This is a genomic window from Nostocoides australiense Ben110 (genome assembly GCF_001050535.1).
Classification (GTDB): domain Bacteria; phylum Actinomycetota; class Actinomycetes; order Actinomycetales; family Dermatophilaceae; genus Nostocoides_A; species Nostocoides_A australiense.
The window spans coordinates 4,122,730-4,134,297 of record NZ_HG764815.1; the positions used below are offsets into that span (position 1 = coordinate 4,122,730).

General features: G+C 69.8%; 11 protein-coding genes, 1 tRNA gene and 1 pseudogene. 8 read left to right on the top strand and 5 right to left on the bottom strand.

All coding sequences use genetic code 11. The features are described 5' to 3' along the window. Positions 1 to 122: 122 nt before the first annotated feature. Positions 123 to 419, bottom strand: coding sequence for a hypothetical protein (locus tag BN11_RS20370; RefSeq protein WP_048700260.1), 297 nt, complete (start codon positions 417 to 419; stop codon positions 123 to 125). A gap of 443 nt (positions 420 to 862) precedes the next feature. Then, positions 863 to 1,519 (bottom strand): hypothetical protein, encoded by a 657-nt coding sequence (locus BN11_RS20375; protein WP_157044314.1) that lies wholly within the window; start codon positions 1,517 to 1,519, stop codon positions 863 to 865. A 270-nt stretch (positions 1,520 to 1,789) separates the two neighbouring features. On the opposite strand from BN11_RS20375, the gene BN11_RS20380 reads away from it, so the two are divergent. From BN11_RS20380 to BN11_RS20390, 3 genes are read left to right on the top strand one after another with little or no spacing between them, the layout of a single operon-like run. Continuing rightward, positions 1,790 to 3,298 (top strand): histidine kinase, encoded by a 1,509-nt coding sequence (locus BN11_RS20380; RefSeq protein WP_162213305.1) that lies wholly within the window; start codon positions 1,790 to 1,792, stop codon positions 3,296 to 3,298. Next, positions 3,258 to 3,536, top strand: a complete 279-nt coding sequence (locus BN11_RS26250) for a sensor histidine kinase (RefSeq protein WP_157044315.1) — start codon at positions 3,258 to 3,260, stop codon at positions 3,534 to 3,536. Before BN11_RS20380 ends, BN11_RS26250 begins: the two co-directional genes overlap by 41 nt. After that, positions 3,533 to 4,174 (top strand): response regulator transcription factor, encoded by a 642-nt coding sequence (locus tag BN11_RS20390; protein ID WP_083433919.1) that lies wholly within the window; start codon positions 3,533 to 3,535, stop codon positions 4,172 to 4,174. Before BN11_RS26250 ends, BN11_RS20390 begins: the two co-directional genes overlap by 4 nt. An 85-nt stretch (positions 4,175 to 4,259) precedes the next feature. Here BN11_RS20390 and BN11_RS20395 read toward each other — a convergent pair whose 3' ends face one another. Genes BN11_RS20395 through BN11_RS20405 form a run of 3 tightly spaced genes read right to left on the bottom strand, consistent with a single transcriptional unit; the run spans position 4,260 to position 7,332 of the window. Beyond that, positions 4,260 to 4,691, bottom strand: a complete 432-nt coding sequence (locus tag BN11_RS20395) for a GNAT family N-acetyltransferase (protein ID WP_201329328.1) — start codon at positions 4,689 to 4,691, stop codon at positions 4,260 to 4,262. Positions 4,692 to 4,735: 44 nt separating this feature from the next. Continuing rightward, a complete protein-coding gene (locus BN11_RS20400) occupies positions 4,736 to 5,383 on the bottom strand; it encodes a LuxR C-terminal-related transcriptional regulator (protein ID WP_048700269.1) in 648 nt (215 codons plus the stop codon). After that, the gene (locus BN11_RS20405) at positions 5,371 to 7,332 is read right to left on the bottom strand and encodes a sensor histidine kinase (RefSeq protein ID WP_048700271.1); all 1,962 of its coding nucleotides are present in this window, start codon (positions 7,330 to 7,332) and stop codon (positions 5,371 to 5,373) included. Before BN11_RS20405 ends, BN11_RS20400 begins: the two co-directional genes overlap by 13 nt. Before the next feature lie 139 nt (positions 7,333 to 7,471). Here BN11_RS20405 and BN11_RS20410 point away from each other — a divergent pair, with 139 nt between their 5' ends. From BN11_RS20410 to BN11_RS26380, 5 genes and pseudogenes are all read left to right on the top strand, one after another. After that, positions 7,472 to 8,203, top strand: coding sequence for a hypothetical protein (locus BN11_RS20410; RefSeq protein WP_048700272.1), 732 nt, complete (start codon positions 7,472 to 7,474; stop codon positions 8,201 to 8,203). Between the two features lie 550 nt (positions 8,204 to 8,753). Then, positions 8,754 to 9,488, top strand: coding sequence for a response regulator transcription factor (locus tag BN11_RS20415; RefSeq protein ID WP_048700273.1), 735 nt, complete (start codon positions 8,754 to 8,756; stop codon positions 9,486 to 9,488). Positions 9,489 to 9,493: 5 nt separating this feature from the next. Further along, entirely contained in the window at positions 9,494 to 10,981 is a 1,488-nt protein-coding gene (locus BN11_RS20420) for a sensor histidine kinase (RefSeq protein ID WP_048700275.1), read from the top strand. A gap of 66 nt (positions 10,982 to 11,047) precedes the next feature. Beyond that, positions 11,048 to 11,137 (top strand) — tRNA-Ser (locus tag BN11_RS20425). A gap of 273 nt (positions 11,138 to 11,410) precedes the next feature. Further along, a pseudogene (locus tag BN11_RS26380) lies at positions 11,411 to 11,568 on the top strand (IS1634 family transposase); the annotation flags it as partial.

The following is an 11,568-nucleotide window of genomic DNA, read 5'->3' on the forward strand; positions in this document are numbered from 1 at the left end:
GTGGACATCCCAGTCCCGTCGAGTGGACATCCCAGTCCCGTCGAGTGGCGGAGCAGGCCCGCCGGGTCTGATGCTCCTATTGCGTGTCAAGCCTTTGGGGAGGGGGAGTTTCAGGCGGCGGGTCAGCGCACGCGTCGGTTGAAGGCAAGGATGAGCGCGGACATCGCGGGCAGCAGGTCGGAGACGTCGCGGTCGTAGATGCGGCCTTGGTCGAGGCGCTCGGCCAGAGTGGTCAGCAGGTCGGACCAGTGCTTCGCAGAGTTGGGGGAGACAACGACCGGGACGGTCTCCATATTGGTGACCTCACGGATCACCTCGACTGGACGGTCGACCACCTCGACGGCCACCAGGCCGGACTCGGCCGCGCGGCGCTGTTCCCACGCGCGATGCCGGCACGCGGCAGAGCACCACTTCGGCATCCGGCCGACTCGCGCAACCTTGATGCTGGTGCCGCACCAGCGCAGGTGACGGTGCCGCGGACCTTCGGCACGCGGTTGGCGATGCGCTCGAGGCGTGCGGCTTCTCGGCGCTCGTCTCGCAGCTTGATGAGGCGGTCTTGGCCTCTCTTCGCCTGTCGGAGCTCGAGGTCCTTCAGGTGCATCTTCGGCTGGATCCAGTATCCGGTCATCGCTGGCGCCTCCCTAACGTTTCTCCTCTCCCAATGCGCAGCCGAGGTCGTTCATGGCCACGCTCGTGCGAAAACCCTCAAAACAGATGCGTCACAATGAAACTCGGAGCCAGGGTGCATGAGGTGTGAAGCGTTCGGGCGGTTCGTTTGCACGTGGCGGTTTGGCGGTCGCCTGGGCCCTGCTCCGCTTCGTCGGGGTGGTTAGCTGCGTGGGGCTTCGATGCCTGGGTGCGGTCAGGCTTGGTGCTTAGGTGACCGGGTGGTGAGTCGCTGACGACGGGCCATGATGACGGAGGCGCCGATCAGCCAGAACGGGAGGAGCACGTAGTTGACCAACCCTCCTGGGGGGACGCCGGCGTTTCCGAGGGCCCCCAGCACTCCGCAACCGACGGTGGCGATGGCGAACCACCGCGGTAGCACTGCACCGGCAAGGCCACCCAAGCCCGTCGCGATGAAAGCCGTGGCGAGCCCTATCCCCATCCCTGCCCAGCCGAAGAAGTGGACGTAGCTCAGCGACTTCAGTGCGGCGTCGTCGGACGCGGCGGCGGCCCCGATGATCAGGCCCCAGTTCCACATCACCATCTGGGACAGCCCGGCAGCGGTGACCACCCAACCGCCGTGGGCAATCGAGGACCACGTGGCCTCCGCCGGCTCGGTGGAGCGCAGGAGGTTGCGGACGGCTGTGGCGAAGAAGAGCAGGACGATCCCCATGAGGACGAGGCAGCCCACGCTCGCGTAGTTGAGCAGGAGGTGGTCCCTGATGACCTGGCTGGTTGCGCTTCCCGGTTTGTCCGTCTCGGTCACCGACTGCAACGTGCTGTGCCCGATCCAGCACGCTCCCGCGATCGCACCCGTCCAGGGCAGGAGCTTCTCGAGTCTGGTGAGCGGCATGGCAGCCTCCCTCTCGTCTGCGTCCGCGACCATCGCCGACTGCCAGATGATGTGGCCACGAGAAGTCCAGGTGCATGAGGCAGATGTCCCGAACGGGCCGGGAACTCGTCCCGGGAGGGCTGACGAGGCTTTGGGGCAGACCCCACACTGGTGTCCATGGGTGGTGCGGTGACATTCGCGGCGGCTCTGCCGGTGACTCTCGGACTCTTGGTGGCCCTTCGCAGTGCCCAGGTGTCAATCGGAATGCTGCTCGTCTGCCATGGCGCGTCCGTGGCATTGATCGGTCTGCAGGCGCTCGACGTCCTGGGCGGGGGTGCCGGCCTCCTTCTCGACCAGCTCGCTCAGGGCGCATGGGTTCTGCTGTTCGTCTGGTCGGCCGTGATGGCCCACCTGTTTCCCGACGGTGCCCTGCCGTCTCCACGATGGCGGTGGTGGCTCGGCGCCGAGGTCTTGGGGGTGATGGCGTTCGTCGTCGGGGCTGTGGGCAATGGCGAGACCTTCTCCGAGCAGCATCCTGGCCAGGCGCCACCGTTGGGTGCGTTGACCTCGACGGTCTCGGCGATCCTCGGCACTGTCGGGTTGGTCGCGCTCGTCTGCCTCGTGGTCGGTGCAGGGGTGGCGGTGGTCGTCCGTCTGCGCATGGCTCATGAGGACGCGAGGACTCGGTTGCTGTGGCTGGTGTGGGGTGCTTGGGCCGTGCCGGTGTCGCTTGTCGTCGCCTGGGCGAATCACTTCCTGCTCGGTGACCAGACCTGGCTGGTGATCGCCGCCCTGGGGGTGGGGACGCTCTCCGTCCCGCTCACTGTCGCGGTGGCGACCCTGCGCCACCGGCTCTTCGACATCCGGGTGGTGCTGAGCAGAACCGTGACGGCCACGGTGATGACCGGTGCGGTCCTCGTGATGTACGCCTCCGTTCTGGAAGCAGTGCGCCGGCTCGGCGGCGACAGCACGGTCGGGGGCCTGCTGGCCGTCGCTGTCGTCGCCGTCGTGATCCACCCCGCGCACTCGTGGTTGCGACAGCGGGTGGAGAGGCGTGTCCATGGGTACCGCGGCGACCCGCACCGCGCGTTGCGGATGCTGGCCGACACGACCGAGACGGCTCCTCAGGAGACCTTGACCGCGTCGATCTCCGCCACCATCGCCGAGGCGGTGCGCGTCGACTGGGCCCGGATCGACACCGGATCGGGGGTGGATGACGGCACCCACCGCTTCCCACTCGAGCACCGCGGCGAGGTGATCGGCTCGTTGGTGGTCGCGTCGCCGCCAGGAGGCCGGTTCGGCGCCGAGGACCTCGCTCTGCTGCGAGACCTCGCGAGGTACGCAGCAGTGGTCGTCTTCGCCGATCGGCACCACGGCGCCCTGCGCGACTCTCGAGCGCGGATCGTCGCCGCGAGGGAGGAGGAGCGTCGACGTCTGCGCAGAGACCTCCACGACGGGATCGGACCGTCGCTGGCCGCCGTGGTGCTGAAGCTCAACGCAGCCGAGACCCGCACCGATGCTCAGGAGCGGCACGCCATTCTCAAGGAGGCCCGCTCGGAGGTGAAGGAAGCCATCGACGAGGTCCGGCGACTGGTCGATGACCTGCGGCCGCCGGCGATCGATGAGGTTGGCCTCCTCGCCGCCATCCGCCAGCGCGCACTGGGCCTGTCCGAGGCGGTGGTGTTCGAGGTGAGGGGGCCGAGCGCGATGCCCGACCTCCCTGCGGCCCCCCCCCCCCTTCCGCATCGCAGCGGAGGCGATGACCAACGTGGCCCGCCACGCGAGCGCCACCCGGTGTGAGGTCGACATCACCATCACGGGCGACGAGTTCGCGATCACGGTCACCGACAACGGTCGAGGCGCCGCGTCGACGGTGCGCTCGGGGATGGGGTGGGAGTCGATGCGCGAGCGAGCCGCCGAGCTCGGGGGGTCGTGCACGCTGACGAACGGGGCTCCGGGGACCGGGCTGTCGGTCCACGCGGTCCTTCCTCACCGGCCGTCACCGGGTCATCTGGCCGAGGCGGGCGAGAGGGCATGATCCGGCTGCTGATCGTCGACGACCACCCTGCCTTCCGTCGCGGGCTGGAGCTCATGCTCTCGGACGTCGACGACATCGAGGTCGTCGCCCAGGCGGCATCAGGTGAGGAAGCGGTCGAGCTGGCTGCACAGGCCACGCCGGACGTCGTGCTGATGGACCTGCGGATGCCCGGCCTGGACGGGATCGAGAGCACCCGCCGGCTGAAGCGTCTGCACACCTCGCTCTCGGTGGTAGTGCTGACGATGTTCGAGGACGATGCGTCCGTCTTCGCCGCGATGAGGGCCGGCGCCCGCGGCTACGTCCTCAAAGGGGCGGATCAGGACGAGATCGAGCGAGCGGTTCGTGCAGCGGCTGCCGGTGAGGCGATCTTCGGCCCCGCGATCGCCGACCGCGTCATCCTCCACTTCGCTCAGGGCGGCGACCACCCGCGGGCGACGTTCCCGTCCCTGACCCAGCGCGAGCGTGAGGTGCTCTCGCTCATCGCCAACGGGAAGGGGAACGCGGCGATCGCCCACGAGCTGGGGATCAACCTGAAGACGGTGCGCAACCACGTGTCCAATGTCTTCACGAAGCTCCACGTGTCCGATCGGGCTTCGGCGATCGTCAAGGCACGCGAGTCCGGAATGGCCGGAGAGTGAGCACTGAGGGGTGCCCCGCTCGCGCACTGCCTGTGGTTGTCCACGTCGGCGTGCTGCGGGCTTGGTCGTTGGCGACCGGCCAGGCTCACCGACGCAGGCGCGCGACGAGCTCGCCGTCGACCTGCTCGCCCGTCTCGACAAACCCCACGCCGCGGTAGAGGGCCGCGGCCCGATGGTTGTCGGGCCCGTACGAGAGGGCGAACCCACCGCCGGTCGCTCGGTCGGCCAAGAGGTCGAGCGCGGCGGTGACGGCGGACCTCCCGAGCCCGCGCCCTTGGTGCGTGGCGTCGATGATGATGCCGCCGAGCCAGCAGCTCGCATCCTCCTCGTCGATGGCCCACATGAGGAAACCCACCACGGTGTCTTCCTCGCAGACTGCGAGCGGGCGCCAGAGGGCCTCGTCGGCGCACAGGGCCAGGTAGTGGGTCGGGCTGGCGACGAACCGGGACTGCTCCGGGGCGACGGTCAGGGCGGCCACGGCCCCCCGGTTGGCCGCGTCGACCGGGACCAGTCTCACGCAAGCACCTGTCGCGGACCCGTCGCCCGGATGGGGTGCGTACCTCATCCGCTTCGGTGGGTCTCGAGGTAGCGCAGCACGGCGAGGACGCGGCGATGGTCGGTCTTGGCCGACTCGGCCAGCCCGAGCTTGGTGAGGATACGGCTGACGTGGGTCTCCACCGTGCGGTCGGTGAGGACGAGGCGATGGGCCACACCGGCGTTGCTGAGGCCTTCGGCCATGAGCCCGAGCACCTCTCTCTCGCGTGGGGTGAGCTCCTGAAGGGCGGACCTGTTGCCGACCATGAGACGGGCGACGACCTCGGGGTCCAGTGCTGATCCCCCGGCGGCGACGCGGTCGAGGGCGGCGATGAACTCGTCGACGTCGAGGACGCGGTCCTTGAGGAGGTAGCCGAACCGTCCGCCGGCGACGAGGTGGACCGGCAGCCGGGACTCGACGTGCTGGGAGAGCAACAGCACGGCTGTGTCGGGCAGAGCCTCTCGGACCTCGGCCGCGACCCGGGCGCCGTCGTCGGCGTGGTCCGGGGGCATCCGGATGTCGAGCACGGCGACGTCCGGGCGGTGGTCCAGGACTGCCGTGAGGGCGGAGGGTGCGTCACCGGCATCGGCGACGACGTCGTGCCCGACCTCGGTGAGCAGGGCCCGTAGGCCGGCGCGGAAGAGGGCGGAGTCCTCGCCGATCACGACCCGCACGGGATCTCCGCGGTCATGACGGTGCCGCCCAGTGGTGGGCTGTGCAGGGAGAGGCGCCCGCCGAGGGCGTGGACCCGGTCGCAGAGCATGGACAGACCCGAGCCGGGGGTGATGCGTGCTCCGCCGGAACCGTCGTCGCGGACAGCCACGAGGACGTTGCCGCGGTCGCGTCGCACGGCGACCTCGACCTCCCGCGCGCCCGAATGCTTGACGGCGTTGGCCACGCCCTCGCTCGCGACGTAGTAGGCGGTGATGCTGACGTGCTCGGGAAGCTCGTCGGCATCGAAGGTCAGGCGCAGGGGGAGGGCGCTGCTCCGTGTGAGGTTCTCGAGCGCGGGGGCCAGCCCGTCGTCGAGGCTGCTGGGCCGCAGGCCGTGGGCGATCTGGCGCAGCTCGGCCACGGCGGTGGCGATCTCATCGACGGCGGAGTCGACGAGGCCGTCGAGCTCGACCGACCCGCCTGCGGCGACGCGACGCTGGGCGACGCGCAACCTCATGCCGAGGGACACCAGACGCTGCTGGGCGCCGTCGTGCAGGTCCATCTCGAGGCGTCGCCGCTCCTCGTACCCGGCACGCAGCAGCCGTTGTCGGCTCGCCTCGACCTCGCCCAGGGCGTGTCCCAGCTCGCCGCGCAGCCGGGTCGACTCGGCGACAAGAGCAGCTTCGCGCGCCACCTCCTCGGGAACAGGTGCCCGGCCCGGACCTGCCACGATCAGGCCGATCTCGTTGCCCTTGAGGCGGATCGGGACACCCGTTCCAGAAACGGCGTCCCCCGCCACGTCCACGAAGTCGGCCGAACCCGGCCACCGGTAGCCTACGCGCAGCGCCGGGTCGCGCATGGCCTCGCGCAACACGGACTCGAGCTCTTCCGGTTCCCTGGAGCCGTCATGGACGTCGGTGACCAGCGCCTGGACGGCCGCGATGCCCCGGGCGCGCCGCGGGTGCAGCCGCCTCCCCAGGAAGCGCAGCAGCAGGGCTCGCGCGGGCAGGAGCAGAACGACGACGACGACAGTCGCCAGCACCGCCGGTGCGGTGGAGTCCGCTCCCACGGCCAGGGCGACCGCGGACGACACGGTGGCGTGGCCGGCCACGACGAGGAACGCCAGCACGGGGTAGACGGCCGCCGCCACCACCGCGCGGTCGACGTCGTAGAGGTCATGGCGCAGCATCGCCACCAAGGTGGCGGCCGGGATCGCGATGTTCATCGCGATCAGGCCACCGAGGGCGACGATGGGTGTCCCGGTGAGCAGGTAACCCGCCCAGCACAACAGGATCGTCGCCGGAACCGTCAGGCAGGCGACGAACATCCACCGCAGCCGCGCTCGTTCCAGCTCGTCGGCCGCGGCCCGGTAGCGACGACGGGTCGCCAACGCCGCAAGGACCAGGCAGGCGTAGAACACCACCAGCGCGGGGATGGCGCCGTAGCCGACCCAGTGCTCCCCGAACGGGCGCGGCCAGTCGTCCAGCGGGGGCATCAGCGGCCCAGGCGCCACCGCGAGGAAGAGGTTGAACGCGACCACCGAGAGGGGAAGGGCGATCGCCGTCCGCCGAGCCCACGCGTCGTTCGGGCGGCCGTCGGGGAAGAGCAGCAGCACGATTGCGAACGGCAGGAACCAGCCCATCCAGATGCCCTGGGTGAGGTTGAGGAGCTCCGCACTGGCCGCGAGGTCGCTCGGCGGTGCGGCCAGGGCGTCGGCCCAGTTGCCGTGGGCCGTCTGCAGCAGGATGTTCGCTCCGGCAGCGGTGAGCCACGGGCCCACCCAGTTGCGGGGGTCGTGCCGGACTGCCAGGAAGCCTGCCGCGAACGGGACACCCGACGCGAGCACGGCACCCCCGACGATCCAGGCGCCGTCCGGATCGCCGAGGTCGCGCACCGCAACGACGGTCAGCACCACCAGCACGACAGAGACCGCCCACAGCAGGTGGGTGACGCGTCGCGGCCACGGCATGGCTCAGGCTATAGCGGCCCTCGAGCTGACGTCATCCGTACTGGCACGGACGGCAGGTCCGGTACTACCGCCGACGACGCGCCGGTTCCCCCGACCCCACCGTGGAGGTCCCAACCAGACCACTCGACAGGAGTCTCCCGTGACCACGACCCGTCACACCCCGACCCACACCGAGACCTCGCCCGACACCACGCCGCGCGACCTGCGCCGCACCTGGCGGTGGCTCGCCGCAGCCGCCCTCGTCCTTGGGCCCCTGGGCGTCACCGCCATCCGTGCCGTGATGCCCTACTGGACCGACGACACCCCCGCCGAGATGGTCGCTGGGTTCGCTGCCGACCCGGGAGCCGGGGCGCTGATGAACTGGCTCTCCCTCGTCACCACCCCGTTCCTCCTTCTCAGCGCGCTCGCAATGGGGTTCGTCGCCCGACGCCGTGCCCCCGTCATCGCGTCCTGGGGGACAGCCGTCCTCTTCGGCGCCTATGCCCTCGGCAGCGCCGTCAGCGCCCCCGACGTCCTGACCTCCGCGCTCCTTGGCCGCGGCGACGACCAGGCTTCGGTGGCCGGGACCGCAGCCGTACTCATGGATCACCCCCCGATGCTCGTGGGCGCGCTGTCCTTCGTCATCGGCCACCTCGTCGGCATGGTGCTCGTCGCCATCGCCGTCGTCAGGGCCAAGGTCGTCCCCGGGTGGGTCGGGCTCGTCATCGCCGTGGCCCAGCCCGTACACGTCGTCTCTGCCGTCGTCGTCCCGAACCGTCTGCTCGACGTCGTCCTCGGCTGGGGCGCCACCACCGTCGGCTACGCGCTCGTCGCCGGCGCCGTCCTCCGGACGGCGGACGAGGAGTGGGACCTCCAGCCGCAACCACGGTGAGGAGCCCTCGCCTGGACCCCAAAATGGGCCCCACAACTCATTCGCAGTCTCGATTCCGTAACGATGCGCCCTCGACGCAAGGGGACGTGTCTTACCCGCTCTGACCAGCGGAAACGTCAGATCTCGGGTCGCGTCCGGTCGATGCGCGTCGGGGCGTTTCAGGGCCGGAATGGGCCTACGGATCAGAAGGGTTAGGGGTTCGAATCCCTTCGGGCACCACGCACGGGTCTCGACATGAGCGTCGAGCAGGTCGCCAAGGCCCTCGAGGTCGACCCGGCGGAATGGCAGACCGAGGTCGCCTGATCGATGTGGTTCGCCAAGATCGGCGACACCCTGCCCTCGCAGCTCAAGGACGAACTCGCCACCTTGAAGGCGACCCTGAGCGCCTGAGGCCGGCCCGCCGGCATACGGCTCGAAATGGACGGCCCTGTCGAGAACTCGACGGGGCCGTCCTCGTCGTCGCTGGGGGGCGGCCGGCCACAGATGCCTCATAGACTTCTTACAGGATCGGCAGGCCAATCGCACAAGGAAGCCCGCTTTGATGAGACGCATGAACACCGCGCCATCCGCCTCACCGAAGCTGCAGCGCCTGGACGGCACGCCCGTGCGCGTCCTCGTCGTCGACGACGAGAGCAATCTGACCGAGCTGCTCTCGATGGCATTGCGGTATGAGGGGTGGGAGGTCCGCACCGCCGGCACCGGGATCGAGGCGGTCAAGGCCGCGCGCGACTTCCAGCCCGATGCCGTCGTGCTCGACATGATGCTCCCCGACTTCGACGGCCTGGAGGTCCTGCGCCGGATGCGCGCGGACAACTCCGCCGTGCCTGTCCTCTTCCTCACCGCGCGCGATGCCGTCGAAGACCGGGTCGCGGGGCTGACGGCGGGTGGCGACGACTACGTGACCAAGCCGTTCTCCCTAGAGGAGGTCGTCGCCCGCCTGCGCGCCCTGATGCGGCGCACCGCCGTGGTCGCCGACGAGTCGTCCTCGATCCTCGTCGTCGGGGACCTGACGATGGACGAGGACAGCCACGAGGTGGCCCGTGCGGGCACCCAGATCACTTTGACCGCAACGGAATTCGAGCTGTTGCGCTATCTGATGCGCAACCCCAAGCGAGTGCTGTCGAAGGCGCAGATCCTCGACCGGGTCTGGAACTACGACTTCGGCGGCCAAGCCAATGTCGTCGAGCTCTACATCTCCTACCTGCGCAAGAAGATCGACGCCGGCCGGGCGCCGATGATCCACACGATGCGTGGTGTGGGTTACGTGCTCAAGCCCGCCGAGTGAGCCGTATGCCGTCACTGACCTCCCCGCGCAGCTGGACGTTGCGCTCCAAGCTCGTCGCCTCGATGGTGGCGCTCTTCCTGGCCGTCAGTATCGGCACCGGAACGCTCATCGTGATCGCGACGCAGGACTATCTCTCACGGCAGGTGGACGAGGACCTGAAGCAGACCGTGGCCCGGACGGAGTTCGACGACCACAAGGGCGGCTCCCCGCGCGGCGGCCCGGGCGGGCCGCTGCCCGGAGGCGGCGCCGGTGTCCTCACCCTCGCCCTGGACTCCTCGGGCCAGGTCATCCATGACCCCCGGGACGACGATCCACTGAGCACCGCCGTCGACGTCAACGGCAACACGGTGACCCTGACCGCGGCCCAGATCACCACCCTGAAGAACGCCGACATCGGCGAGGAGCCGCAAACGGTCGACCTCGGCGCCGAGACAGGTACCTACCGGGTCATGGCCGTCACGTCCGGATCGACGACCCTGATCAAGGGGGTGCCCACGCTGCCCGTCACCAAGACCGTCAACCAACTGCTCGGCCTGGTCGCCGCGGGCACGATCCTCGGCCTGGCCCTGGTCGGCCTCGGCGGCACTTACCTGGTGCGCCGCAATCTCGCGCCGCTCGACCGAGTGGCCGGCACCGCCCGCGCCGTCTCCCAACTCTCCCTCGAATCCGGCGAGGTCGCGCTCGCCGAGCGGGTACCCGCGGCGGACACCGACCCCAACACCGAGGTGGGACAGGTGGGCCTGGCCCTCAACAGCATGCTCGACAATGTCGACGGTGCCCTCCGGGCCCGGCAGGAGTCCGAGACGCGAGTGCGTCAGTTCGTCGCGGATGCCTCGCACGAGTTGCGTACGCCGCTGGCGAGCATCCGCGGGTATGCCGAGTTGTCCCGCCGCGAGCGGGAGCCGGTGCCGCAGTCGGTCACCCACGCGCTCGGGCGCATCGAGTCGGAGTCGCTGCGTATGCAGGGGCTCGTCGAGGACCTGCTCCTCCTGGCCCGCTTGGACGCCGGGCGGCCGCTCGATCACGATCCGGTGGACCTGACGCTGCTCGCGATCGACGCCGTCAGTGATGCGCGCGCGGCTTCCCCGGAGCACGTGTGGGCCCTCGACCTACCCGACGAACCCATCGAGGTGCCCGGCGACCGGGCGCGCCTGCACCAGGTCTTGGTCAACCTGCTCGGCAACGCCCGAGCACACACCCCCGCGGGCACCCGGGTCGTCACCTCCCTCCGGCGCGGCAGCGCCGACGACCCCACCCGCACAGACGTGATCACGCTGTCCGTCACCGACAATGGCCCCGGCATACCGGAAGCCTTGCAGCCCAACGTTTTCCAGCGCTTCACCCGGGGCGACGAGGCCCGGAACCGAGCGGCCGGCAGCACCGGTCTGGGCCTGTCGATCGTCGCCGCCGTGACGTCGGCCCATCGCGGGCGGGTCGGGCTGCATTCCCGCCCGGGCGAGACCTCCTTCGTCGTGGAACTCCCCGCCGCCTGACCCTGTCCAGGCCGAACCGCCCGCTTTGCTCGAAGGGTGGGGCGCGGGCTACCCTGTGTGGGCTCAGGAGGCGTCGCCTAGTCCGGTCTATGGCGCCGCACTGCTAATGCGGTTTGGGTTAATCGCCCATCGAGGGTTCAAATCCCTCCGCCTCCGCCCGTGATGTCCCCGGACATCGGAAACCCCCGAACGTCAGGTTCGGGGGTTTCGTCGTGTTCTCGTCGGGTCTGGACGTCCGCGGGACGCCCGCCCGGACAACCCGGGGCGCCGAGCGGACCCCCGACGACACAAAGCCGCTTCTCACGCCCGGGCGGCGTCCTGACTCGTGCCACGTTGGCGTGATTCCGGGTCGGGCCGGATGTTTGTGCTGGTCAGCGGCTTGAAGGCTTCGAGGTTGACACACTAATCGGGCCGGTAGGGTCGGTGCTCGTGGTGTTTGTGCGGAAGGTCCCGACCGCTTCGGGGGCCACGGCGGTGCAGATCGCTGAGCGTGTCGGGGACCGCGACAACGTGATTGAGCACGTGGGATCGGCACGCACGCCGGCTGAGCTGGTCGCCCTGCTCGAGGTCGCGCGGGCACGGATGCA